Annotated in this window: 20 protein-coding genes; 5 read left to right on the top strand and 15 right to left on the bottom strand. The window is 64.7% G+C overall.

Features of this window, described 5'->3' with window-relative positions; all coding sequences use genetic code 11:
* Positions 1-84: 84 nt before the first annotated feature.
* From pgk to CXR00_RS09015, 13 genes are all read right to left on the bottom strand, one after another.
* Positions 85-1,311, bottom strand: coding sequence for a phosphoglycerate kinase (gene pgk, locus CXR00_RS09075; protein WP_104054194.1), 1,227 nt, complete (start codon positions 1,309-1,311; stop codon positions 85-87).
* A 77-nt stretch (positions 1,312-1,388) separates the two neighbouring features.
* Positions 1,389-2,393: a type I glyceraldehyde-3-phosphate dehydrogenase gene (gap, locus tag CXR00_RS09070; RefSeq protein WP_104054193.1), complete on the bottom strand. Its 1,005-nt coding sequence runs from the start codon at positions 2,391-2,393 to the stop codon at positions 1,389-1,391.
* A 238-nt stretch (positions 2,394-2,631) separates the two neighbouring features.
* Positions 2,632-3,258: a superoxide dismutase gene (locus CXR00_RS09065; RefSeq protein WP_104054192.1), complete on the bottom strand. Its 627-nt coding sequence runs from the start codon at positions 3,256-3,258 to the stop codon at positions 2,632-2,634.
* Positions 3,259-3,366: 108 nt separating this feature from the next.
* Positions 3,367-4,347, bottom strand: coding sequence for a DNA-binding protein WhiA (gene whiA / locus CXR00_RS09060; RefSeq protein WP_104054191.1), 981 nt, complete (start codon positions 4,345-4,347; stop codon positions 3,367-3,369).
* Positions 4,348-4,357: 10 nt separating this feature from the next.
* Positions 4,358-5,383 (bottom strand): gluconeogenesis factor YvcK family protein, encoded by a 1,026-nt coding sequence (gene yvcK / locus CXR00_RS09055; protein WP_104054190.1) that lies wholly within the window; start codon positions 5,381-5,383, stop codon positions 4,358-4,360.
* Positions 5,384-6,283 carry an RNase adapter RapZ gene (gene rapZ / locus CXR00_RS09050; RefSeq protein ID WP_104054189.1) on the bottom strand — a complete coding sequence of 300 codons (900 nt, stop codon included), beginning with the start codon at positions 6,281-6,283 and terminating at the stop codon, positions 5,384-5,386.
* Between the two features lie 67 nt (positions 6,284-6,350).
* A complete protein-coding gene (gene uvrC / locus CXR00_RS09045) occupies positions 6,351-8,369 on the bottom strand; it encodes an excinuclease ABC subunit UvrC (protein ID WP_104054188.1) in 2,019 nt (672 codons plus the stop codon).
* 74 nt (positions 8,370-8,443) lie between these two features.
* The gene (locus CXR00_RS09040) at positions 8,444-9,112 is read right to left on the bottom strand and encodes a 1-acyl-sn-glycerol-3-phosphate acyltransferase (RefSeq protein WP_104054187.1); all 669 of its coding nucleotides are present in this window, start codon (positions 9,110-9,112) and stop codon (positions 8,444-8,446) included.
* Positions 9,099-9,782 carry an HAD hydrolase-like protein gene (locus CXR00_RS09035; RefSeq protein WP_104054186.1) on the bottom strand — a complete coding sequence of 228 codons (684 nt, stop codon included), beginning with the start codon at positions 9,780-9,782 and terminating at the stop codon, positions 9,099-9,101. Before CXR00_RS09035 ends, CXR00_RS09040 begins: the two co-directional genes overlap by 14 nt.
* A gap of 121 nt (positions 9,783-9,903) precedes the next feature.
* On the bottom strand, positions 9,904-12,792 hold the full coding sequence (uvrA, locus tag CXR00_RS09030) for an excinuclease ABC subunit UvrA (RefSeq protein WP_104054185.1): 2,889 nt from the start codon (positions 12,790-12,792) through the stop codon (positions 9,904-9,906).
* Positions 12,793-12,866: 74 nt separating this feature from the next.
* Entirely contained in the window at positions 12,867-13,244 is a 378-nt protein-coding gene (locus CXR00_RS09025) for a GntR family transcriptional regulator (protein WP_237688574.1), read from the bottom strand.
* Between the two features lie 75 nt (positions 13,245-13,319).
* Positions 13,320-15,179, bottom strand: coding sequence for an ABC transporter ATP-binding protein (locus tag CXR00_RS09020; RefSeq protein WP_104054814.1), 1,860 nt, complete (start codon positions 15,177-15,179; stop codon positions 13,320-13,322).
* A 92-nt stretch (positions 15,180-15,271) separates the two neighbouring features.
* The gene (locus tag CXR00_RS09015) at positions 15,272-17,005 is read right to left on the bottom strand and encodes an ABC transporter ATP-binding protein (RefSeq protein ID WP_104054183.1); all 1,734 of its coding nucleotides are present in this window, start codon (positions 17,003-17,005) and stop codon (positions 15,272-15,274) included.
* A gap of 130 nt (positions 17,006-17,135) precedes the next feature.
* Here CXR00_RS09015 and CXR00_RS09010 point away from each other — a divergent pair, with 130 nt between their 5' ends.
* Together CXR00_RS09010 and CXR00_RS09005 are read left to right on the top strand one after the other, a co-directional pair.
* The gene (locus tag CXR00_RS09010) at positions 17,136-17,783 is read left to right on the top strand and encodes an MBL fold metallo-hydrolase (RefSeq protein ID WP_104054182.1); all 648 of its coding nucleotides are present in this window, start codon (positions 17,136-17,138) and stop codon (positions 17,781-17,783) included.
* A 93-nt stretch (positions 17,784-17,876) separates the two neighbouring features.
* Positions 17,877-19,271, top strand: coding sequence for an APC family permease (locus tag CXR00_RS09005; RefSeq protein WP_181032512.1), 1,395 nt, complete (start codon positions 17,877-17,879; stop codon positions 19,269-19,271).
* Here the strand turns inward: CXR00_RS09005 and CXR00_RS09000 are convergent.
* A complete protein-coding gene (locus CXR00_RS09000) occupies positions 19,268-20,047 on the bottom strand; it encodes a trans-aconitate 2-methyltransferase (protein ID WP_104054180.1) in 780 nt (259 codons plus the stop codon). The genes CXR00_RS09005 and CXR00_RS09000 overlap by 4 nt on opposite strands.
* 108 nt (positions 20,048-20,155) lie before the next feature.
* Here CXR00_RS09000 and CXR00_RS08995 point away from each other — a divergent pair, with 108 nt between their 5' ends.
* The 3 genes from CXR00_RS08995 to CXR00_RS08985 are packed head-to-tail and all read left to right on the top strand — an operon-like array spanning position 20,156 to position 24,502.
* Positions 20,156-22,696: an RNA helicase gene (locus CXR00_RS08995; protein WP_104054179.1), complete on the top strand. Its 2,541-nt coding sequence runs from the start codon at positions 20,156-20,158 to the stop codon at positions 22,694-22,696.
* 10 nt (positions 22,697-22,706) lie between these two features.
* A complete protein-coding gene (locus CXR00_RS08990; RefSeq protein WP_104054178.1) occupies positions 22,707-23,186 on the top strand; it encodes a GNAT family N-acetyltransferase in 480 nt (159 codons plus the stop codon).
* Positions 23,183-24,502 carry an alpha/beta fold hydrolase gene (locus CXR00_RS08985; protein WP_104054177.1) on the top strand — a complete coding sequence of 440 codons (1,320 nt, stop codon included), beginning with the start codon at positions 23,183-23,185 and terminating at the stop codon, positions 24,500-24,502. Before CXR00_RS08990 ends, CXR00_RS08985 begins: the two co-directional genes overlap by 4 nt.
* A 78-nt stretch (positions 24,503-24,580) precedes the next feature.
* Here the strand turns inward: CXR00_RS08985 and CXR00_RS08980 are convergent, their stop codons facing one another.
* On the bottom strand, positions 24,581-25,816 hold the full coding sequence (locus CXR00_RS08980) for a TerC family protein (RefSeq protein WP_237685163.1): 1,236 nt from the start codon (positions 25,814-25,816) through the stop codon (positions 24,581-24,583).
* Positions 25,817-25,891: the final 75 nt, after the last annotated feature.

The following is a 25,891-nucleotide window of genomic DNA, read 5'->3' as shown; positions in this document are numbered from 1 at the left end:
TTGGGGGTCAACATGCCGCTGCCTGGCGGAAAGCGGACATGGGAGTGCGGGCCGCCGCCGGCTGGCAGCGACCCGCACAGGGTCTTACTGGTTCAGGACCGTCAGGCCCGGCAGTTTCTTGCCTTCCAGGTACTCCAGGGAAGCGCCGCCGCCGGTGGAGATGTGCCCGAAGTCGCTGTCGCTGAAGCCAAGCTTCCGGACAGCCGACGCGGAGTCGCCGCCACCAACCACGGAAAAACCGGAGGAGTCCTTCAGCGCCTGCGCAACCGTGCGGGTGCCGTTGGCAAACGCATCAAACTCGAACACGCCCATGGGGCCGTTCCAGAAAATGGTCCGGCCCGAACCGATCTTCTCGGCGAAGGCCGCGGCTGAATCCGGACCGATGTCCAGGCCGATGCCGGAGGCACCAAACCGGCTGCTCTCCATCGCATCGGCAGGAACCACGTCGACGTCGGCGTCAGCAGCGAACTTGTCCGCCACCACGATGTCGGTGGGAAGCACAAACTCGCAGCCGACCTCCTTGGCGCGGCTGAGGTAACCCTTGACCTTCTCGATCTGGTCCGACTCCAGCAGCGACGCCCCAACGTTGTAGCCCTGGGCGGCCAGGAAGGTAAAGACCATTCCGCCGCCAACCAGCAGGTAGTCGGCGCGTTCCATGAGGTTCTCGATGACGGCCAGTTTGTCCGAAACCTTTGAACCGCCGAGAACGACGACGTAGGGCTGCTCGGGGTTTTCGGTAAGCCGTTTGAGCACCTCGACCTCGGTGTGCACCAGGTCGCCCTCGTACGCGGGGAGGATCTCCGCAATGTCGTACACACTGGCGTGCTTGCGGTGTACGGCACCGAAGGCATCGTCAACGTAGGCGCCGTTGTCTCCGGTGAGCCCGGCCAGTTCACGTGCGAGGGCCAGTCTCTCGTCGTCGTTCTTGGACGTTTCGCGCGGATCGAAGCGGATGTTCTGCAGCACCAGGACTGAGCCGGCTGCCAGGGAACCCGCCAGCCCGTGAGCACTCTCCCCCACCACGTCGGCGGCGAACTCGACCGAGAACGGTGCGAGCTCGTCCAGCCGATCCGCGGCGGGCTGCAGCGAGTACTTTTCATCCGGTGTGCCCTTGGGCCGTCCCAGGTGCGCCATGACGATCACCTTGGCGCCGTGTTCCACCAGTTTCTGAAGGGTCGGGATGGACGCACGGATGCGTCCGTCGTCGGCCACAGTGCCGTTGTCCAGCGGCACATTCAGGTCCGAGCGGACCAGCACATACCGACCATCGACGCCGTCGTTGATCAGTTCCTCAAGAGTCTTGACTGTCATGTCTACCTTTACGTCCCTTGCGGGCATTGGGGGCTTGTGTGGGCTTTGCAGGGCAGCCGGCAGTGCCGGAGGCGGCCTTACAGCTTGGAGGCAACCAGCTTGGTCAGGTCCACCATGCGGCAGGAGTAACCCCACTCGTTGTCATACCAGCCGACAACCTTGACCTCGTTGCCCATGACGCGGGTCAGCCCCGAATCGAAGATGCAGGAGGCCGGATCCGTCACAATGTCCGAGGACACCAGCGGCTCATCGGTGTACCGGAGGTAGCCGTTCAGGGCGCCGTCGCTGGCAGCCTTGTACGCCTCGTTGATCTGCTCGACGCTGGCTTCCTTCGCGAGGGTCACCGTGAGGTCGGTGACGGACCCGGTGGGAACCGGCACCCGGAGGGCAAAGCCGTCCAGTTTACCGTCGAGTTCCGGGATGACGAGGCCGATTGCCTTGGCGGCACCCGTGGTTGTGGGCACGATGTTCAGCGCCGCGGCACGGGCCCTGCGAAGGTCCCGGTGCGGGCCGTCCTGGAGGTTCTGGTCCGCGGTGTAGGCGTGGACGGTGGTCATGAGCCCGCGTTCTATGCCGAACGCGTCGTTGATGACCTTGGCCAGCGGTGCCAGGCAGTTGGTGGTGCAGGAAGCGTTGGACACGATGTTGTCGGTGGCCGGATTGTATTCGCTGTCATTCACACCTATGACGATGGTGCGGTCCGCTCCCTTGCCCGGAGCGGAAATCAGGACTTTCTTGGCTCCGGCGTCGAGGTGCTTCTTGGCGTCCTCGGCTTTGGTGAAGAACCCGGTGGACTCGATGACGATGTCAACCCCAAGGTCCTTCCACGGGAGGTTTGAGGGGTCCCGCTCGGCGAGGACCTTGATGGTTTTTCCGCCAACAACCAGGTCTCCGCCCTGCACTTCCACATCAGTACCGATGCGGCCGGTCACGGAGTCGTACTTCAGGAGGTGGGCAAGGGTTTCGGGGCTGGTGAGGTCGTTGACGGCCACGATGTCGAGGTCGGCGTTCTGCTCCAGTGCTGCGCGGAAGTAGTTTCGACCGATGCGTCCGAAGCCGTTGATTCCAACACGAGTAGTCACTTTTCTGTCTCCTTGATTGCGGTGTACCGAAGAAGCGTGACCCCTGTGTGCGTAGGCCACTGGTCGGGCGGGGACGGGTTGCCTGAACAATCCTGGGACGAACGGCGAACACCTTCCCGGTGACTCCAAGAGGTTCCCGCCGAGCCGTACGGCGGGGCGGGAACCCTCGAAATCATCCTACGCGCCGGGTCCCCTGAGCGAACCGGTACGGAGGCAGAAAAGCGTCCGGAGACCAGAATTACGCGGGGAGCACCAGCGAGTGGGCACCGTTGCGCGCGGCATCGAACCGTGTGGCGACATCTGCCCAGTTAACGATGTTCCAGAAAGCCTTGACGTAGTCTGCCTTCACGTTGACGTAGTCGAGGTAGAAGGCATGCTCCCACATGTCCAGCATCAGCAGCGGGATGGTGCCAACCGGGACGTTGCCCTGCTGGTCGTAGAGCTGCTCGATGACGAGGTTCTTGCCAAGCGGCTCATAGGCCAGCAGGGCCCAGCCGGAACCCTGAAGCGAGGTTGCGGCAGCGGTGAACTGGCCGCGGAACGCGTCGAAGGAGCCGAAGAAATCGTCAATGGCTGCTGCGAGTTCGCCGACCGGCTTGTCGCCGCCCTCGGGAGAGAGGTTGTTCCAGAAGATGCTGTGGTTGACGTGGCCGCCAACGTGGAAAGCCAGGTCCTTGGAAAGCTTCGGGATGGTTGCGAAGTCGCCCTTTTCACGCGCTTCAGCCATCTGCGCCAGCGCCGTGTTGGCTCCGGCAACGTACGTCGCGTGGTGCTTGTCGTGGTGAAGCTCCATGATGCGGGCGGAGATGTTGGGCTCCAGCGCGGCGTAATCGTAGGGGAGTTCCGGCAGTGTGTATTCGTTCACAAAAATCCTCCAATAAAAGTCGGATCGGTTATCCGGACAGGGTTTTCCGCCCGGAAACTTTGAGCGCCGCCAATGGGCAGCATGTTTAGCCCATCTTATGCTTCAACGCTACTCGTCAAGCATCTCAGGAGTCACATTGGCCTCAGTGCCTGGTATGCCCAATTCAGCTGCCCGCTTATCGGCCATGGCCAACAGGCGGCGGATCCGGCCGGCGATGGCGTCCTTGGTCATGGGTGGATCAGCCAGGTGTCCCAGTTCGTCCAGGGACGCCTGCTTGTGCGCCACGCGCAGCTCCCCGGCATAGCGCAGATGATCCGGAACGTCATCGCCCAGGATGTCCAGCGCCCGGTCCACCCGGGCACCGGCGGCAACGGCAGCCTGCGCCGAGCGGCGCAGGTTGGCGTCGTCGAAGTTTGCCAGCCGGTTTGCCGTGGCCCGGACTTCCTTGCGCATGCGGCGCTCTTCCCACACCATCAGGGCGTCGTGGGCGCCCATGCGGGTGAGCAGGGCGGCAATGGTGTCGCCGTCGCGGATCACGACCCGGTCGATGCCGCGCACTTCCCGCGCCTTGGCGGCGATGCCGATCCGGCGGGCAGCGCCCACCAGCGCCAGTGCTGCCTCGGGGCCGGGACAGGTGACTTCCAGGGAGGAGGAGCGGCCCGGCTCGGTCAGTGAACCGTGGGCCAGGAACGCACCGCGCCATACAGCCTCGGCGTCGGCTGCGGAGCCGTTGACCACCACGGAGGGCAGGCCCCGGACGGGGCGCCCGCGGGCGTCCAGGAGGCCGGTCTGGCGGGCCAGGGATTCACCGTCCTTGACCACGCGCACCACGTACCGGTTGCCGCGGCGCAGGCCCCCTCCGGACACGACAATGATGTCCGCGGCGTGCCCGTACACCTCGGCAATGGCGGCCCGAAGCCGCCGGGCCGTGGACGCCAGGTCCACTTCTGCTTCAATCACAATGCGGCCGGAGATGATGTGCAGTCCTCCGGCGAATCGCAGCAAGGCCGATACTTCCGCTTTGCGGACGGAGGACTTTTTCACGTCCAGGCGTGAAAGTTCCTCTTTTACTGCTGCGGTCAACGCCACAAATACACTCCTAGTTCTCCCCAAAGATATCGTGGTACGCGGTTGCCAGGCGCAGCGGATCATGGATCGGCCGCCCCGTCGCAGACCCCACCTTACCGAAGACAGGCCGTCCGCCCATGCCGGCGACGGCGTCGCTGAAGGCGTCCGGATCCTCGATCACGCCGGGATCCGCCAGCACAGCATCGACCTTGAGTTCCGGGGCATACCGCCGGATTTCCGCCAGATGGTCCAGCGCCGACATGCCCGTTGTTTCCTTGGTTTCATTGCTGAGGTTCATGGTCAGGCACACCTTGGCACTGCTGCGGCACAGCGCGTTCCGCAGGTCCGGCAGCATCAAATGCGGAAGTACGGAGGTGTACCAGGACCCCGGACCCAGGATGATCCAATCGGCCCGTTCGATGGCCGCCAGGGCTTCCGGACAGGCCGGAGCATCCGCCGGGGTCAGCCGAACTTCGCTGACCTTTCCCCGGACACCGGCAGCGGCAAGCCGGGCCTGCCCGGTGACCAGTTCCAACCGTCCGCCGTGTTCCGGGCGGCGCTGGACGTCGCCTTCAATGGTGAGGGGCTCAGTGGACATGGGAAGGACCTGGCCACGGGCCCCCAGCAACGCTCCGGCCCACTGCAGGCCGGCCACCGGGTCCCCCAGAAGCTCCCACAGGGTCACGATCAGGAGGTTGCCCAGGGCATGGTTGTCCAGCGAACCGGTCACGCCGGGCCGGGACTGGAAGCGGTGCTGCATGACATCGCGCCAGGTGCGGCCCCAGTCCGTGTCATCGCACAGGGCGGCAAGGGCCATGCGCAGGTCTCCCGGCGGGAGGACGCCCAGCTCTTCGCGCAGGCGGCCGGAGGATCCGCCGTCGTCGGCCACTGTGACAATCGCCGTCAAGTCGGTGGTCAGCAGGCGAAGCGCGGAAAGCGACGCAGACAGCCCGTGGCCGCCGCCCAGGGCCACCACGGCCCGGGAATCCTGTCCGCCCGTTCCCCGGTCCGCTGCGGGCTGGGGAACGATGGGCAGGGATCCGGTCAGGAAGTTCATCTACTCGCGCCCGAGATCACGGTGGTGGGCGCTGACGGTGACGTGCGGCAGCTGGGCGAGGCGCTTGGCCAGTTCCTCAGTCACGGCAACGGAGCGGTGCTTGCCGCCGGTGCAGCCCACGGCGATGGTGGCATAGTGCTTGTTCTCCCGGCGGTATCCGTCGATGACCGGTTCGAGTGCCTCCACGTAGCGGTCCAGGAAGTCACGCGTGCCGTGGGCACCCAGGACGTAGTCCCGCACGTCGGTGTCCAGACCCGTGTGGGGCCGCAGCTGCGGAACCCAGTGCGGATTGGGGATGAACCGCACATCGGCCACGTAGTTGGCGTCCACGGGGAGGCCGTACTTGAAACCGAAGCTCATGACGTTCAGGCGCAGCACAATCGGACCGGATTCGGTGAAGAGTTCGGTGATCGTGGTGGCAAGGGCATGCACGTTGAGCTTGGAAGTATCGACGATGACGTCGGAAGAGGCCCGGAGCTCCTTCAGCACCTCGCGCTCGGCCGCAATGCCGTCGAGGATGCTGCCGTTTTCCTGCAGCGGGTGGGGGCGGCGCCCCTGCTCGAAGCGGCGGACCAGGGTGTCATCCTCGGCATCGAGGAAAAGCAGCCGGTAAGAAACACCGGCGGCGCGAAGCCCGCTCAGGGCTTCCCTGATGTCCTGGAACAATTCCTTGCTGCGGACATCTATGACCACGGCCAGCTTGGGAATGGAATGCGGCATGCGGGAAACAAGCTCGGTCAGGGTTCCCAGCATCAGCGGCGGCAGGTTCTCCACCACATACCAGCCATGGTCCTCGAGTGCATTGGCGGCCGTGCTGCGTCCGGCACCGGACATGCCGGTGACCACCAGCAGCTCCGATTCGGCGGGCTTGACCGGGGTCAGCGCGTCCTGTTCCATCATTTCCGTTGTCCTGTTCCTTACTGGTTTTCCGGCTGCAGCCGGGGAATAAGCCAATGACCCAGCCTAGCTAAGTTTCCAGTATTTCGCCGGTGGTCATGTTGACGGCCGGTGCGTCCGCCTCGGCCGTCTTCGCAGTGAGCTGCGCGTGCACCGATGCGGCAAGTGCCGGGCCGATTCCGGGAACACGCTGCAGGTCCTCAACGGAGGCAGCACGGAGTTTCTTGACCGAACCAAATTCCTTGAGCAGTGCGGTGCGTTTGGCCGGCCCCAGCCCGGAAATCTCATCCAGCAGCGACGCCGTCATGGACTTGGCCCGTTTCTGCCGGTGGAACGTGATGGCAAAGCGGTGCGCTTCGTCACGGATGCGCTGGAGCAGGAAAAGCGCTTCGGAGGCGCGGGGCAGAATGACCGGAAAATCGCTGTCCGGCAGCCAGACCTCCTCAAGACGCTTGGCCAGGCCCACCACATAGATATCCGTGATGCCCAGGTCCGCCAGCGCCCGTGAAGCCGCGGCCACCTGGGGCTGGCCGCCGTCGACCACCACCAGGTTGGGCGGATAGGCGAACTTGCCTTTCGGCGCCGCGGTGAGGGTGTCCGTCAGGGGCTGCACATCTGTTCCGGCGCGGTCGGCGGGCAGGCCGGCCGGCACTTCGGGCCGGGCATCCGGATCCGCTGCGGGGTCCGCGTTCTCGGCGAGGTAGTTGCGGAACCGGCGGGAGATGACGTTGTACATCGCCGAGGTGTCATCCCGTGCGGCGTCGCCGGTGATGGAGAATTTGCGGTAGTCCGACTTTTTCGGAAGTCCGTCCTCGGCAACCACCATGGACGCCACCACATTGGTGCCGGAGACGTGCGAAATGTCGTAGCACTCGATGCGCAGCAGGGCCACCGGCAAATCCAGTGCCTCCTGCAGCTCCTGCAGGGCCGCCGACCGCGTGGTGATGTCTCCGGCGCGGCGGCTCTTGTGCAGCCGCAGCGCATCCGAGGCGTTGCGGGCAACGGTTTCCATCAGGGCCTTCTTGTCCCCGCGCTGCGGAACCCGGATGTCCACCTTCGCCCCCCGCAGCCCGCCGAGCCACTCGGCCAGCTCATCGGAGTTGGGCGGCAGCACCGGCACCAGGACCTGGCGCGGAATGCGGTCGGTGGAATTCGCCTCGCCGTAGACCTGCTGAATCAGGTGTTCCACCAAGTCGGCGGTGTCATTGTCTTCCACCTTTTCCACGACCCAGCCGCGCTGGCCGCGGATGCGTCCGCCGCGGACGTGGAACACCTGGGCCGAAGCCTCAAGCTCGTCTTCCTCCAGGGCAAAAATATCCGCATCCGTGTCTTCACTGAGCACCACGTTGTTGCGTTCAAAGACCTTCCGCAGGGCAGAAATATCGTCCCGGAGCCGGGCCGCGGTTTCATAGTCCAGTTCGGCAACGGCGGCCTGCATCTCCTTTTCCAGGGAAGAGATGAAGCGTTTGCCCTCACCGGACATGAAGTCGCACAGCTCCGCAGCCAGCTGACGGTGGTCCTCGGCACTGATCCGGCCAACGCACGGTGCCGAGCACTTGTCGATGTACCCGAGCAAACAGGGCCGTCCTGTGCGCTCGGCACGCTTGAAGACGCCGGAGCTGCAGGTGCGGACAGGGAAAACCCGCAGCAGGGTGTCCAGGGTTTCGCGGATGGCCTTGGCGGGGTAGAAAGGCCCGAAGTATCGGGTGTCCTTCCGGCGGTCACCGCGCATGACCTGGGCCCGGGGATACTTCTCCCCCATGGTGACGGCGAGGTAGGGATAGGACTTGTCATCCCGGAACATGATGTTGAACCGGGGGTTGAATTCCTTGATCCAGGTGTACTCGAGCTGCAAAGCCTCAAGTTCAGTGCCTACCACCGTCCATTCCACGCTGGCAGCGGTGTGGACCATGGCCCGGGTCTTGGGCAGCAAACCGCGGGGATTGGCAAAGTAGGAGTTCAAGCGGGAGCGGAGGTTCTTGGCCTTGCCTACATAGATGACCCGGCCGTGCTCGTCACGGAAACGGTAAACGCCTGGAGCGGTGGGGATTTCCCCTGTTTTCGGCCGGTATGTTGCTGGATCTGCCACTGTTCCATCCTACGGTCGCCCCAGGGACCGCTCCGCGCCGGACCCGCCCTTTTCGCGGCCCGCTGAACTGGGGGCTATCCCTCAGGCTTGTTCTGGTTGTAACTGCCGGCGCGCTCCTGCCCGCTGAGTTCCGCAATCGCGTCCATGACCCGGTCCGTCGCCTGCCGGCGGGCGGGCAGGGCATGGTCCGGCCCGGTCTTGGAGAAGTAGAGCGGCCTTCCCACCTTCATGGTGAAGTGCTGCGGCTTGATCCACTTCTTGCCGGCCGGCTGCAGGTTTTCAGTGCCGATGAGCCCCACGGGCACCACGGGTGCTCCGGAGGTCAGGGCCAGCCAGCCAACGCCGGTGCGTCCGCGGTACAGCAGTCCGTCCCGTGACCGGGTGCCCTCCGGATAGATGCCGATCCCGGAGCCGTCCTCGAGGCGGTCCAGCAGGGTCTTCAGGGCTGCCACTGACGCTGCCTGCTGGCCGCGCTCCACGGGAATGGAGCCCACGCCTTCAAAGAAGGTGCGCATGGCGGCGCCCTTGACGCCCGTTCCGGTGAAGTATTCAGCCTTGGCGAAGAAGGCCACGGGCCGGGGCATCAGGGCCTGGGTAAGGACACTGTCCAAAAAGGACAGATGGTTGGCGGCGACAATGAAGGGGCCCGTTGCCGGCACGTTTTCCAGGCCAATCACGGTGGGCCGGCACAGTGAGGCAATCAGTCCGCGGGTGGACGCCCGGGTGAGGTCATAGACTCCCATGTGCGCAGGTCCCTTCCTGCGCACGGAAGCGCTCCAGCTCTGTCAGCAGTTCACCGGCAGAGTGCACGACGGCGGCAGCACCTTCCGCTTCCAGCTCACCGGCCCCGGCGAAGCCCCAGGCCACACCGATGCAGTCCAGGGCGTTGTCAGCGGCACCGTGGACATCGTGCATCCGGTCCCCCACCATGACGGCACTGTCGAATGTCCCGGCGTGGCGGATCAGTGCGGCACGGATGATCGTCCGCTTACCGTCCAGGCCAGCCGCGGCCTGCTCATCGGCCGGTGAGCCGTGCACGGAATCAAAGAGATCCAGAAGCCCCTGCACCCGAAGGAGTTCAACGGCAAGCGGTTCAGGTTTCTGCGTGGCAACGGCCAGCAGGTAACCGGATGCCCGCAGCTGTTCCAGGACGCTGCGGATCCCGGGATAGGGGCGGCTCTGCGCCATCCCCTCGGACTGGTAGCCCGCCCGGTAGCGGGCAATAACCTCGGCCAGCCGTTCTTCGGGAACACCGGCAATGTCGCGGAGGGAAACGACCAGCGCCGGGCCCACCATGCGCTCCAGGTCCCCGGCTGCCGGAACGGGAAGTCCGCCGGCCGCGAGGGCGGCGCTGATGCCGCCGGTGATGCTGCCGGCCGGATCCACGAGGGTTCCGTCAAGGTCAAAAAGCACTAATGGCCGGGATTCTTTCACCGGGACAGTTTCCCACACCTACTCCCCGGTACGAAAAAAGGCATTCCCCGCAGGGAATACCTTTTTTCTTCCGCTCTTTCCGAAAAGGAAAGTATGCCGGTCAGTTCTGCTTGGCGAACATTTCCGCGAGGAACCTGCCGGTATGGCTGACCTCGGACTTGGCCACCTTTTCCGGCGTTCCCTGCGCTATGACCTGCCCGCCGCCGTTCCCGCCCTCCGGACCCATGTCGATGAGCCAGTCGGCGCTCTTGATGACGTCCAGGTTGTGCTCGATGGTGATGACCGTGTTGCCCTTGTCCACCAGGCCCTGCAGGACCAGCAGCAGCTTGCGGACATCCTCGAAATGCAGGCCGGTGGTGGGCTCGTCCAACACGTAGACGCTGCGCCCGTTGGACCGCTTCTGCAGTTCCGCAGCGAGCTTGACGCGCTGTGCTTCACCGCCGGAGAGGGTGGTGGCCGGCTGGCCGAGCCGCACGTAGCCCAGCCCAACGTCCACCAGGGTGTTCAGGTGCCGGGCAATCGGAGAGAAGGCGGCGAAGAATTCCGCGGCGTCCTCGATCGACATGTTCAGCACTTCGGCGATGTTCTTGCCCTTGTAATGCACCTCAAGGGTTTCGCGGTTGAACCGGCCGCCGTGGCAGACCTCGCAGGGCACGTAGACATCCGGCAGGAAGTTCATTTCGATCTTCAGGGTGCCGTCGCCGTGGCAGGCCTCGCAGCGGCCGCCCTTCACGTTGAAGGAGAACCGGCCGGGGAGGTAGCCGCGGACCTTGGACTCCGTAGTCTCCGCGAAGAGCTTCCGGATGTGGTCCCAGACGCCGGTGTAGGTGGCCGGGTTGGACCGCGGCGTGCGGCCGATCGGGCTCTGGTCCACGTGGATGACCTTGTCCAGGTTCTCCAGGCCGTCAATACGCGTGTGCCGGCCGGCAACGTGCTTGGCACCGTTGAGCTTGGCCGCCAGCGTCTTGTACAGGATGTCGTTGATCAGGGTGGACTTGCCGGAGCCGCTGACGCCGGTCACCGCCGTGAAGACGCCCAGCGGAATGCTGACGTCGATGTTGCGCAGGTTGTTTTCCCGGGCACCCACAATCTTCAACTGCCGGGACTTGTCCACCTTGCGCCGCTTGGCCGGAATCTCGATCTTCCGCCGTCCGGACAGGTAGGCGCCGGTCAGGGAGCGCTCGTTCTTGAGCAGGCCCTCCAGGGATCCGGAGTGGACCACTTCGCCGCCGCGCTCACCGGCACCCGGTCCGATGTCCACCACCCAGTCCGCTTCGTGGATGGTGTCTTCATCGTGCTCCACCACAATCAGGGTGTTGCCCAGGTTCCGCAGGCGGGCCAGTGTTTCGATCAGACGGCGGTTGTCCTTCTGGTGCAGCCCGATGGACGGCTCGTCCAGGACATACAGGACACCCACCAGCCCCGAACCGATCTGGGTGGCCAGCCGGATACGCTGAGCCTCGCCGCCGGAGAGCGTGGCCGCCGGCCGGTCCAGGCTCAGGTACTCGAGCCCGACGTCGAGCAGGAAGGTCAGGCGGGCCAGGATTTCCTTCAGGACCTGGTCACCGATCTTCGCCTCGCGGGCCGTCAATTCCAGGCCCTCGAAGAACGCCGCGGCATCCCGCAGGGGAAGGTTGCCCGCCTCGGCAATGTTCTTGCCGTTGATCAGCACGGACAGCGAAGCGGGATTCAGCCGCGCTCCTCCGCAGGCGGGGCAGGCAATTTCCCGCATGTATTCCTCATACCGGTCGCGGGCACTGTCCGACTCGGTTTCGAGGTGCTTGCGGTGGATGTACTGGATAACCCCTTCAAAGCCGGTGCTGTACTTCCGCTCACGCCCAAAGCGGTTCTTATACTGGACCACCACTTTGTGGTCCTTGCCGTTGAGGATGGCTTCGCGCGCCTTGGCCGGAAGCTTCTTCCACGGCACGTCCATGGAGAAGCCCAGTTCCTTGGCCAGGCCGGCCAGCAGCCGGTTCCAGTACTCCAGGGTGGCGTTGCCCAGCGCCCACGGCGCCACGGCTCCGGCGGCGAGGCTGAGGTTCGGGTTCGGGATGACCAGGTCTTCGTCAACTTCGAGCCGGCTGCCGATACCGGTGCAAACCGGGCAGGCGCCGAAGGGGTTGTTGAAGGAGAAGGACCGGGGTTCAATCTCATCGATGGCCAGCGGATGCTCGTTGGGGCAGGCCAAGTGCTCGGAGAAAGCCCGGACCCGTTCGTCGCTCTTTTCGTCAATGTCCACGAAGTCGGCCAGGATCCTGCCGTCGGCCAGCGCGAGGGCCGTCTCCACCGAGTCGGTCAGGCGCTGCCGGATGCCGTCCTTGGCGACCAGCCGGTCCACCACCACTTCGATGGTGTGTTTGTACTGCTTGCCGAGCTTGGGCGGATCGGACAGCTGGATCTGCTCGCCGTCGACCTTGGCCCGGGAGTAACCCTTGGCGGCGAGCTCCTTGAACAGGTCCACAAACTCGCCCTTGCGGCCGCGCACCACGGGAGCAAGGATCTGGAAGCGGGTGCCCTCTTCGAGCTCCAGCAGCTGGTCGACGATCTGCTGCGGCGTCTGGCGGGAAACGGGCTCGCCGCAGACCGGACAGAACGGAGTGCCCACGCGCGCCCAGAGCAGCCGCATGTAGTCGTAGATTTCGGTAATGGTGCCAACCGTGGACCGCGGGTTCTTGGAGGTGGACTTCTGGTCGATGGACACCGCCGGGGACAGCCCTTCGATGAAGTCCACATCCGGCTTGTCCACCTGGCCCAGGAACATCCGCGCGTAGGAGGACAGGGATTCGACGTAGCGGCGCTGCCCCTCGGCAAAGATGGTGTCAAAGGCCAAAGAAGACTTTCCGGAACCGGAAAGCCCGGTAAAGACAATCATCGCGTCACGCGGCAAATCCAGATCCACGTTCTGCAGGTTGTGCTCCCGTGCGCCCTTGACGATCAGGCGGGAGAGATCGTTGCCGCTGTGCGGCTCATTGGCATTATCGGCCATCAAAGAGGTAGCTGTAGACACATTTTCCACTGTAGTTCACCGTTTGGTTCGAAGAAGTATTCGAGGCCGCGGTTTCACCGCAGGCGAAGAGCCGTCTCGACGTAAGTCACTGCTTCCTTCGGATCCATCCCGTTGGCACGGACCGAGTCCGCGAAGATCCGGGCGGCTTCGGCCACCCGCCGCTTGCCGTTGTCTCCGGCCGCAGCGATGACGGTTCCGGCCCGCGAGCGCGTGGTCACCACCTCGGCCTGCTCCAGTTCGCGGTAGGCCCGGGCGACGGTGTTTACGGCCAGGCCCATCCGGGCGGCGAGCGCCCGCACGGGGGGCAGCCGGGTTCCGACGGGGAGCCTTCCGTCATTGGCGGCGTCGAGAATCTGGACCCTCAGCTGCTCAAAGGGAGGAACCGAGCTCGCCGCGTCGATGCGGACCCAGGACAGGACGTCGTCGCTCACGGGACCGCCTTCAGGTTGGGGAATGGATGCCTGTTCCATTTTGCCACGGCAGAGCCGCCCCGGCAGGCAGGCGGGTCACAGCGGCCCCGCCCCGTCGCCCGCACCTTCGGCGACGGTTTCCGTCCCCGCAAACTGGGACCGGTACAGCTGGGCATAGAACCCCTCGGCTGCCAGCAGTGCGTCATGCGTTCCCTGTTCCACAATCTCGCCGTGCCGCACCACCAGGATGACGTCCGCGTCCCGGATGGTTGAGAGCCGGTGGGCGATCACGAAACTGGTCCGCGCCTCCCGCAGGGCATTCATTGCCAGCCGGATGGAGATCTCGGTTCGGGTATCCACGGAACTGGTTGCCTCGTCCAGTATCAGGATGGACGGGTTCGCCAGCCAGGCCCGCGCGATGGTGATCAGCTGCCGCTGTCCCTGGCTCAGTGAACCGCCGTCGTATCCCAGGACCGTGTCATACCCTTCGGGCAGCGAGCGCACAAAGTGGTCCACATGGGTGGCGCGGGCCGCCTCGACTATCTGTTCGTCGGTCGCGCCGGGAGCCCCGTAGGCCAGGTTCTCCCTAATGGTCCCCTCGAACAGCCACGCATCCTGGAGCACCATGCCGATCAGCTTCCGCACGTCGTCGCGCCGCATGCGTGCAATATCCGTACCGTCGATGGTGATCCTGCCGGAATCCACCTCATAGAAGCGCATCAGCAGGTTGACCAGGGTGGTCTTTCCAGCCCCCGTGGGACCGACAATCGCCACGGTCTGCCCGGGCTCTGCAGTAAAGGACAGGTCCCGGATCAGGGGAGCTTCCGGGGAGTAGCTGAAATCCACGTGCTCAAAAGCTACGCGGCCCTGCACATCCTGGAGGGTCAGCGCATCCTTGGGGTCCGGATCCTGTTCCTTCTCATCCAAAAGTTCGAACACACGTTCGGCTGAGGCAACGCCTGACTGCAGCATGTTGATCAGCGAGCCGATCTGCCCCAGGGGCTGGGAGAACTGCCGGCTGTACTGGATGAAGGCCTGCACTCCCCCGATGGACAGGCGCCCGTTGGCCACCAGGAGACCGCCGACCACGGCCACCGCCACATAGTTCAGGTTGGAGATGAACTGCATGGTGGGCATGATGATGCCGGAAACGAACTGTGCCTTGAAGGAGGAGCGGTAGAGGGTCTCGTTGGCGGGCCGGAAACCCTCCACCACGCGTTCCTGCTGGCCGAAGGCCTTCACCACGTCCTGCGCGCTGAACATTTCCTCGATATACCCGTTGACCTCCCCCGTGGACTTCCACTGCTGCATGAACTGTGCCTGCGAGCGCCTGGCGATAAGTACCGTCACGACCGCGGACACCGGCACCGTGATCACGGCTATCAGTGCCAGCAGCGGGGAGAGCCACAACATCATGCCCAGCACCCCCACGATGGTGAGCGCGGAGGTGATGATCTGGGTCAGTGTCTGGGAAAGCGTCTGCGCCAGGTTGTCGATGTCATTGGTGACGCGGCTGAGCACGTCGCCGCGTGATTCGCGCTGGAAGTGGGACATGGGAAGCCGGAACAGCTTGCCGTCCACCTCCTTCCGCAGCCGGTACATGGCCCCCTGCACCACCCGTGCGGTGACGCGTGCCTGCAGCCAGCCGAAGAAGAACGCCGCAAGGTAGATCGCCAGCACCCCCAGCACCAGCATCCCGAGCCGCCCGAAATCCAGTCCCTGGCCGGGCACCACATCCATGGCGGCGAGCATGTCCGCCAGTTGATCCTCCCCGGAGTCGCGCAGGGCCTGCACCTGATCGGCCTTGCTGATTCCCGGCTGCAGTCCGGCGCCGATCACGCCGTCAAAGATGACGTTGGTCGCTTCCCCCAGGATCCGGGGCGCGGTGACGGCGAGCGCTACGGAAACGACGGCGGCCACCATCACCAGTGCCACCCGCATCCGGTCCGGGCTCATCAGGGCCAGGATCCTCCGGACGCTGGAGCGGAAGTTCAGCGGTTTGGCAGCCGGACCGCGGGCGCCCGGTCCGTGTCCGGCGCGTATCCCGCTCACTGCACCTCCTCCGCCGTCAGCTGGGATTCAACAATCTCCCGGTAGGTGGAAGAGGTCTCCAGCAGCTCCTCATGCGTCCCCTGGCCGGCAACGCGCCCCTCGTCAAGGACAACAATGCGCGCGGCGTCGGCAATGGTGTTGATGCGCTGCGCCACGATCAGCACCGTGGAATTCCGGGTCCGCTGTTTCAGGGCGGCACGCAGCCGGGCGTCGGTGGCAAAGTCCAGTGCGGAGAAGCTGTCATCGAAGAGGTAGATGGCCGGGCGCACCACCAGGGCGCGGGCAATGGCCAGGCGCTGGCGCTGCCCTCCGGAGAAGTTGCCGCCGCCCTGCTCCACCCGGTGCTCCAGCGCCCCCTCGGAATCGCGGACAAATTCCGCAGCCTGGGCAATCTCCAGCGCTTCCCAGAGCTCGGCATCCGTGGCGTCGGGACGTCCAAAACGCAGATTCGAAGCAATCGTGCCGGAGAAAAGGTAGGCCTTCTGCGGCACCAGGCCTATGCCGCTGCGCAGGGAGTGCAGCGTGACCGCCTCAATGTCCTGTCCGTCGATGTAGATCCCCCCGGAGGTGGCATCCAGCAGCCGCGGCACCAGGTTCAGCAGGGTGGACTTGCCCGCTCCGGTGGATCCGATGATGGCCGTGGTTTGTCCGGACTGTGCCGTAAAGCTGATGTCCTGCAGCACCGGAGCCTCGGCCCCCGGGTAGGTGTAGCCCACCTCCCTGAAGTCCAGGGTGCCGCCGTCGTACACCAGCGGCGCGGCGGCATCGGCGTCGTGCACCGTGCTTTCCGTGTCCAGGACCTCGTAGATCCGTTCGGCGCAGACGGCGGCCCGCGGCAGCATCATGATCATGAACATGGACATCATGACGGCCATCAGGATTTGCATGATGTAGGCGATGAACGCGGTCAGGGCACCGATCTGCATCTGGCCGGCGTCAATCCGGTAGGCGCCGAACCAGACCACCGCCACGGACGCCAGGTTGGCCACCAGCATGGCTGCCGGAAACAACAGCGCCATGTACTGGGCGGTCCGCAGCTGGGTTCCGGTCAGATCCGCGTTGGCAGTGTCGAAGCGGGCTTCCTCGGTGCGCTCGCGCACGAAGGCCCGGATAACCGCCACCCCCATGATCTGCTCCCGGAGCACCGAGTTGACGCGGTCAATCTGCTTCTGCGCCCGCCGGAACAGCGGAATCAGCCGGCGCAGCACCAGTCCGATGACCGCAAAGAGCACCGGCAGGATCAGCAGCAGGATCCCGGACAGGGCCACATCCTGGTTCAATGCCAGCAGCACTCCGCCAATGCCCATGATCGGCGCGGACACCATCACCGTGAACGTCATCAGCAGCGCCATCTGCACCTGCTGCACGTCATTGGTGGTGCGGGTGATCAGGGATGGGGCGCCAAACACCCCCACTTCCCGCGAGGAGAAGGACTCCACCGTGGTGAACAGCTCGTCCCTGATGTTGCGGCCCACACTCATGGCCACCCGGGACGCAAAGTACGTGGCGGCCACGGTACAGACCACCTGGCCTGCCGTGATCACGAGCATCCAGCCGCCCAGATCCAGGATCACGCCGGTATTGGCGGGGACCACGCCGCGGTCAATGATGCCGGCGTTCAGGGTGGGCAGGAACAGTGTGGCGGCGGTTTGCAGGAACTGCAGGACGACGACGGCGGCAACGGCACCTTTGTAGGGCGCCAGGTTTTGCCGGACAAGCCTTAGGAGCACGCTTCCTCCAGGAACCGGCCGGAGGGGTTCCCGGCACCCTTTGAACGTACGCCCGCCTTCCCGGACAGACAAGACTTTCTGCCTGGGACTGTGGGGTCAACATCCGCGAGCGCGGAACTAGACTGGCGGCATGTTTGATTTGAAGAACGTCACCATCCGCAGCCGGTCCGTGTCCAGCATGGACAACAATGTGTACGTCCTCACGGACAGGGACACGGGGGCGCAGGTCCTCATCGACGCCGCAGCTGACTTTCCGGCCATCCGGGAGCTGCTGTCCGAAGCGGCCGCAGACGCCGCTGTTCCCGCAAAGGTGGAGCTGATAGTCACCACTCACAGCCACTGGGACCATGTACGGGCGCTCGCTGAAGCCGTGCAGGCCACCGGAGCACGCACCGCCGCCGGCCGTGAAGATGCGCCGGATATCGAGGTACCCACCAACATGCTGCTCGTGGACGGGGATACCCTGCACATCGGCGGGTCCGAAGGGTTCGAGCTCGAGGCCATCAAGCTCCGCGGCCATACCCCCGGTTCAGTGGCCCTGCTCTACCGCGATGCGAACGGCCCGGCGCATCTGTTTACCGGCGATTCCCTCTTTCCCGGGGGATTGGGCAACACCCAGCAGGATCCGGAACGTTTCGCATCGCTCTATGCAGACGTAGTCGAACGCGTGTTCGAACAGCTCCCGGATGACACCATCGTCCACCCGGGCCACGGGGCAGGAACAACACTGGGCGCAGAGCGGCCGCACCTGCCGGAATGGAAGGAACGCGGCTGGTAGCAGGTCTGCAGCGCCTGCTCCGTTGACCCCTGCTGATTGAGGGTTTTACGCTCAACAAGGGACCTTTCGGAGACCGATGAGAGCGGGAAAACCGTGGCCACATTACCGTCGTCGTCCGCTTCCGGTCCTTCAGCCGCCGTCAAACCTCAAATCGGGCTGGTTGCCTGCGTGGCGTTCGGTGTCGGCACCACGGTGGGCGGCGGCGTTTTCACCCTGTCCGGAACGGCGATCAACCTGGCCGGTTCCGGAGCGGTTCTGAGCTATGTCATTGCGGGCATTGTCATGGCCCTGTGTGCACTGTCCTTCATTGTGGTCTCCACGCGGGCGAAGGACGGGGAATCCGGTTACGGGCCCGTCGGGGACATCCTGAGTCCGTTTTGGCGCTTTGTGGTGATGTGGGCGTTCTACCTCAACGGAGCCACGATCGTCGCCTACCTCGTTGACTCCTTCGGTGATTACCTCAGCGAGTATTTCCTGCCGGCCATCGGCGCCCTGACCCTCGGGCTGGTTGCCACCGTACTGGTCACGGCACTTAATCTGGGGCCGACGTCGCTGGTCGCCAAGGCGGAAACCTGGATCGTGGGCATCAAACTCGCGCTGCTCGCGCTGCTCGTGCTGTTTGCCGTCTGGGGCCTGACGGAACTGACTCCGGAAAAGGTTGACCGGCCGCTGCCGCAGGGCACCGGCGGCGTCTTTTCGGCGGCAGCGCTGTTGTTCACCGCGTACACCGGCTTCAACGTCATCACGAATATGGCCGGCTCGGTGAAGAATCCGCGCAAAACGGTGCCCCGAGCCATCCTGCTCACCCTGCTGGTGTCCGGAATCATCTATCTGGGCACGGCCCTGGCCATGGTGGCCAGCGGAGTCACGGTCTTTACGGCCACCGGTGTCTCCCAGGCCGCAGAAATCGTGATGGGTACCTGGGGCGGTGTGCTGGTGGCCTTCGCGGCGTGCCTGTCCACCCTGTCCGGCGCCAACGCGAATGTGCTCGGCGCTTCGGAAATCATGCTGCGGATGGTGGCCCGCGGGGATGTGCCGCCCGCGCTCGGCCGCCAGACCAGCAATGGCCACCCCTATGTGAGCGTGCTGTTGCTGGGTGTCATCACCGTTCTCCTGGTGCTGCTCAATGACACCACCTTCGTGGTCTCGATCGCCAACGTGGCGGCCATCGTGGCCATGATTGTCGTGAGCGTTGCGGCCGCTGTGCTGGGGTTCCGCAAATGGCCGGGCGAGGGAGCCAGGCTCCCGCTGGGTCCGGTCATTCCGATCCTCGCGGTCCTGGCAGCAGCGAGCCAGCTGCCGTCCCTGGACCCGGCCGCCCTGATCACCGGCTTCCTGCTCACCGCTCTGGGTGGTGCGCTGTACCTGGCGCGGCACTATCAGCGCGGCGGTGCCGGGGACCGGGCGCACGCCAATGAACAGATCGACAACCTGAACACGCCGCTGATGAAGGCTGCACGGCGGCGGCCGGGACAGTCCCCGTCCTAGCCCTGCTTCCGGCCCACCATGAAGATCCGGCGGAACGGAAAGACGGTACCCCAGGCGTGCTGCGGATAGGCCTCCCGCAGCAGGGCGGCATACTCGGCTTCGAACCGCCCGAAGTCCTCCGGGTCCAAAGCTGCGATAACCGGCCGCAGCGCTGTTCCGCGCACCCATTCGAGCACCGGGTCCTCGCCCTGCAGGACCTGGGAGTAGCTGGTCTCCCAAACGTCGACGTCAAATCCCGCCTCGGTCAGCAGGCCAAGGTAATCCTCCGGTTCATCCACGGCGTCGGCATGGCGCAGGACACCGTCCAGTTTGTCCGACCAGGCAGCGCTCGCGGCGAGTTCACGCATCAGGGCGTGTGACGGGGCCCCGAAGTTGCCGGGAACCTGCACGGCGAGCCAGGCGCCGGCGTCGAGCTGTTTGGCCCAGCGGCGCATCAGGTCCTGGTGGCCGGGGACCCACTGCAGGGCAGCGTTGGAGACCACCACATCGGTTCCGGGCTGCGGTTCCCATTCCTCGATGCCCCCGCGGACAAATTCCAGATTCGCGGGAGCGCCCTCCAGGGCGCCCGCCTGCTCCACCATTTCAGCGGAGGAGTCGACGCCGGTGACCCGGGCTTCGGGCCAGCGGGCGGCGAGCGCCGCCGTCAGGGTGCCGGGTCCGCAGCCGAGGTCGACGACGCGGCGCGGCGCATCGGCCTGGATGCGCGCGGTCAAATCAAAAAAGGGGCGGTCGCGGTGCGAGGAGAACTGTGTGTATTTTCGGGGATCCCATTTCATGGCGCCGAGCCTAGCAAAGGGGCCTGGGCCGGCAGCGGGAAGCCTTCATCTCGGGTCATGCGGGGGCGGTCCACGGCGCACGGCCGCGCCCGATAGTCTGGTATGGACATGAAACTTCTTGAACAGCTTGCCTCCGGCCCGTCCAGCACCCGCACCATCGACCCCGATGAGACCTACACATCCTTCCTGGAGTGGGTCGAGAGCCGGGGCATGTCGCTGTACCCGGCGCAGGACGAAGCCGTGATGGAACTGGTGACGGGCAACAACGTCATCCTCGCCACCCCCACGGGCTCCGGCAAGTCGATGGTCGCCATTGCCGCCCACTTCCACGCCATGGCCCACGATGAGCGCAGTTACTACACCGCCCCCATCAAGGCGCTGGTGTCCGAGAAGTTCTTCGCCCTGTGCGAGATCTTCGGGGCCGAGAACGTCGGCATGGTCACCGGCGATTCCTCGGTGAACAAGGACGCCCCGATCATCTGCTGCACGGCGGAAATCCTGGCGAACATTGCCCTGCGCGAGGGACCGGATGCGGACCTGGGCACCGTCATCATGGATGAGTTCCACTTCTACTCCGATCCGCAGCGCGGCTGGGCCTGGCAGGTGCCCCTGCTGGAGTTGCCCCAGGCGCAGTTCCTGCTGATGTCCGCGACCCTGGGCGACATGACCCGGATCGCCAACGAACTTAGCGAGCTCACCAACCGGGACACCGTTACCGTCTCCTCGGTGCAGCGGCCCATTCCCCTGCACTACTACTACGTGGAAACTCCGGTCCAGGAATCCCTCGAGGAACTGCTGGCCACCAAGCAGGTGCCGGTTTACGTGGTGCACTTCTCCCAGATCGAGGCCATCGACCGGGCCCAGGCGCTGATGAGCATCAACGTCTGCACCCGCGAGGAAAAGGACAAGATCGCCGAGCTCATTGCGGGCTTCCGCTTCGCCCCCGGCTTCGGCAAGACCCTGAACCGGCTGGTCCGCCACGGCATCGGCGTCCACCACGCCGGCATGCTGCCCAAGTACCGCCGCTTGGTGGAACAGCTGGCGCAGGCCGGGCTCCTGAAGGTCATCTGCGGCACCGACACCCTGGGGGTGGGCATAAACGTACCCATCCGCACCGTGCTGATCACTGCCCTGTCCAAGTACGACGGCACCCGCACCCGTCCGCTGAAGGTCCGCGAGTTCCACCAGATCGCAGGACGCGCCGGGCGGGCCGGCTACGACACGGCGGGAACCGTCGTCGTGCAGGCGCCGGAACACGTGATCGAAAACGTCAAGGCCATGGCCAAGGCGCACGCCAAGTTCGGCGACGACCAGAAGAAGCTGCGCCAGGTTGTGAAGAAGAAGCCGCAGGCCGGATTTGTGTCCTGGGGCAAGCCCACCTTCGAGAAGCTCGTGGACGGCACGCCTGAACCGCTGACCTCCAGCTTCAACATCACCCACTCCATGCTGCTGAACCTGCTGGAGCGTCCAGGGGATCCCTTCGCCGCGGCCAAGAAGCTGCTCACGCACAACCATGAGACCCGGTCCTCGCAGCTGGCGCTGATGAAGAAGGCCCTGAGCATCTACCGGGAGCTGAAGACCGCCGGCATTGTGGAAGTCCTGCCGGAGCCCGACGCCGACGGCCGCACCGTCCGGTTGAAGGTGCACCTGCAGCCGAACTTTGCCCTAAACCAGCCGCTGTCCCCGTTCGCCATGGCCTCCCTGGAGATCCTGGATCCGGACAGCCCGTCCTACGCCCTGGACGTGGTATCCGTGATCGAAGCGATCATGGAAAAGCCCCGGCAGGTGCTCTCGGCCCAGGAGAAGAAGGCCCGCGGCGAAGCCATCGCGGCCATGAAGTCCCAGGGCATCGAGTACGACGAGCGGATGGCCCTGCTCGAAGAGGTCACCTATCCGCAGCCGCTGGCGGAGCTGCTGGAGCAGTCCTTCGAGGTGTACCGCTCCGGCGCCCCGTGGCTGGGCGAATTCGAGCTCAGCCCCAAGTCGATTGTCCGCGACATGTACGAACGCGCCATGAGCTTCGGCGAATACGTGCAGTTCTACTCGCTGGCCCGCTCCGAAGGCGTGCTGCTGCGCTACCTCTCGGACACCTACAAGGCCCTGCTGCACACCGTTCCGCCGGAGCGGCTGCGCGAGGACCTGGAGGACATCATCGAGTGGCTCGGTGAACTGGTCCGCCAGACCGACTCCTCGCTGCTGGACGAATGGGAAGAGCTCACCAACGGCATCAACCCCGATGCCGGCGACGAGCCGGTCCTGCCGCCGGTTCCGGATAAGCTCACCGCCAATGTGCGCGCGTTCCGCGTCATGGTCCGCAATGAAATGTTCCAGCGGGTGAAGCTGTTCGCGGACGAGGATGACCGCGCCCTGGGCGAGCTCGACGGCGGTTCCGGCTGGGATGCCGACCGCTGGGCGGATGTACTGGACGCCTACTTCGAGGAGCACGAGGACATTGACGACGGCCCCGACGGCCGCGGACCGAACCTGCTGATCATCAAGGAGCTGCCCGGCAAATGGGAGGTCCGGCAGATCTTCAAGGATCCGGCCAACCACCTGGACTGGGGGATCACGGCCGAGGTGGATCTGGCGGCCTCGGACGAGGCAGGCTCCCCCGTCATCAAGGTCATGACGGCGGGCCGGCTGGACTAGGCTGGAGGGCATGCAGATTCGCCCCGCCCGCCCGGAAGATGTCCCGGTCATCCTTGAACTCATCCATGACCTGGCGATCTATGAAAAAGAGCCGCACGCCGTCAAGAACACCGTTCAGGCGCTGGAGCAGAACCTCTTCGGAGAGAACCCGGCCATCTTTGCCCACGTGGCAGTGGATTCCGGAGCTGTGCAGGGCTTTGCCCTGTGGTTCCTGAACTACTCCACCTGGGAGGGCGTGCACGGCATCTACCTGGAGGACCTGTATGTCCGGCCCGAGGCGCGGGGCAAGGGCTATGGCAAGGCTCTGCTGCGCACCCTGGCCGAAATCGCCGTCGAGCGGGGCTACGCGCGGGTGGAGTGGTGCGTGCTGAACTGGAACGAGCCGTCCATCCGCTTCTACAAGTCGCTCGGCGCGGTGCCGCAGGATGAGTGGACCACGTTCCGGCTCACCGGTGACGCCCTGACCACGTTTGGCGGTGCTGCCGCATGAGCGTTCCCCACACGGCTTCGGCACCCTACGGGGTACGCGGCATGCGCGTCACAGATCATCATTTCACCGTTCCGCTGGATCATTCGGCGCCCGACGGCGAAACCATCACCGTTTTTGCCCGCGAGTACTCCGACGCCGAACTGCCGCAGGTTGAGGCGGAGCAGCTGCCGTGGCTGCTGTACCTGCAGGGCGGTCCCGGCGGAAAGGGCTCCCGGCTCCTGTCCTTCAGCGGCTGGACCAAGGCAGCATCCAAGCACTTCCGCATTCTGATGCTGGACCAGCGCGGAACCGGCCTGTCCACTCCCGCCAACCGGCAGACCCTTGCCCTGCGCGGGGATGCAGCCGCCCAGGCGGATTATCTGACGCATTTCCGGGCGGACTCGATCGTGGCCGACGCCGAACTGATCCGTGCAGCGCTGGGCTCGGGGCCCTGGACCACATACGGGCAGAGCTACGGCGGCTTCTGCACGCTGACGTACCTGTCCTTTGCTCCGCACGGGCTGCGCGAGTCGCTGATCACCGGTGGCCTGGCTCCGTTGACCGGTCCTGCGGACCGTGTCTACCAGGCGACGTTTTCCCGTGTAGCGGCCCGCAACGCAGAGTATTTCGAGAAATATCCGCAGGACCGCGGCATCACTACGCGGATCGCCCGCCATCTGGAGAACGTCCCGGAGTACCTGCCCTCGGGTGAGCGGCTGACCGTGCGGCGCTTCCAGATGATCGGCTCCTTCCTGGGCGGCAACACTCGGATGGACGGCCTGCACCTTCTGCTGCAGGAAGCCTTTGTGCCCACGCCTGACGGGGACCGGCTCTCGGATACGTTCCTGGAGTTCGTCCATTCTCTGGTCAGCCGGTCCTCCAACCCGCTGTATGCGCTGATGCACGAATCCATCTACGGCCAGGGCGAAGCCACCGAGTGGGCCGCGGAGCGGGTATTGAAGGATTTCCCCGACTTCGAGCCGGACGCGGCAGAGCCCCTGTACACCGGCGAAATGGTCTACCCCTGGTACTTCGACGAAGATCCGGCTCTGGCGCCGTTAAAGGAGCCTGCTGAGCTGCTGGCAGCCAAAGACAACTGGCCCGCGCTGTATGACATCGCCCAGCTGGCCCGGAACACCGTGCCCGTGGCCGCCGCCGTCTACACGGACGACATCTATGTGGACCGGGACCTGTCTCTTGAGACTGCCGCTGCTGTGCGGGGTCTGCAGGTCTGGGAAAGCGCCGACTTCCACCACGACGGCATTGCTGACGACGGCGAGGGCATCTTCAACCGGCTCCTGGCCATGGTGCGGGGCGAATCGTCTCAGGCCGGCTGACCTGCCACAGCCCTCCGGAACACGGAAAAGCGCCGCCCTTCCTTCAAGGAAGAGCGGCGCTTTGCCGTCTGGGAGATCCTACTTGTCGGTCTGGTCGGCCGGGGTAGCTTCGCCGTCGGCGCGGGGACCCTGGAGACGCGGGTTGCTGGCCCGGAATTCAGCGCGGGCCTCATCCGTGATCTCCGGCAGGTCGACGTCGTCGCGGTTTTTGGCGACGGTGGTGGCGGTGCGGTAGCTTTCGGCCACCTTGTCGTAGGCTTCCACACGCTCCTCATGCGGGGCATCTTCGCCGAGATTCCGGTACACCTTCAGTGCGTTCTCCAGCGTGGCAACGGCCTGGACCGCCTTCGCCTTGGGGCTGAGCAGCGACGCCACGGTGGCAATCACAATGGTGCCGAGAATGACGGCCAGGGAGACGAAGGTGGGGATTTCCGGCGCCCAGCCGACGTGCTCGCCGCCGTTGATGAACGGCAGCTCATTGACGTGCAGGGCATGCAGGATCAGCTTCACGCCGATGAACGCCAGGATGACGGACAGGCCGTGCTTGAGGTAGATCAGCCGGTCCATCAGGCCGCCCAGCAGGAAGTACAGCTGGCGCAGGCCCATGAGCGCAAAGATGTTGGCGGTGAACACAATGAAGGCGCTCTGGGTCAGACCAAAGATGGCCGGAATGGAGTCGACGGCAAACATCAGGTCGGTGACACCGATCGTGATGAACACGATCAGCATGGGGGTGAAGACCTTTTTGCCGTCCACCACGGTGCGGATCTTGCCCTGATCGAACTTCTCGGTCATCGGCAGGACATTGCGCAGCTTGGAGATCAGCTTATTGTCGCTGCCTTCGTCCTCGTCCTCACCGTTGTCGGTGGCCTGCTTGTAGGCGGTCCAGAGCAGGAAGGCACCAAAGATGAAGAAGACCCAGCTGAAGTTCTCAATGACTGCCGCACCAATGATGATGAAGATGCCGCGCAGGATCAGGGCAATAATGATGCCGAACATCAGCACTTCCTGCTGGTACTTACGGGGTACCGAGAAGCGCGCCATGATGATGATGAAAACGAAGAGGTTGTCGATGCTCAGGCTGTATTCAGTAACCCACCCCGCAACAAACTGACTGCCGTACTCGGGTCCGGTGAACACGAACATGGCCCCGGCGAACAGCAGCGCGAGCCCAACATAGAACCCGACCCACAGGCCGGCTTCTTTCATGGACGGCTCGTGGGGGCGCTTGACCACCAGCAGGAGATCAAAGAGCAGGACAAGTCCGAGGACGACAAAGGTGCCGACCTCAAAGACAACGGGTAACTCGGGCATTTGGAAAACCTTTCGGGCACGACACTAAACGCAGGTCTCTCCGGCATCCGCAGAAATCATCTGCTGCGAATGCCC

This window comes from Arthrobacter sp. 9E16 (assembly GCF_002929435.1).
GTDB classification, from domain to species: domain Bacteria; phylum Actinomycetota; class Actinomycetes; order Actinomycetales; family Micrococcaceae; genus Arthrobacter_B; species Arthrobacter_B sunyaminii.
The sequence above is the reverse complement of the archived record's forward strand: the minus strand, read 5'-3'. Positions and strand labels throughout refer to the sequence as shown.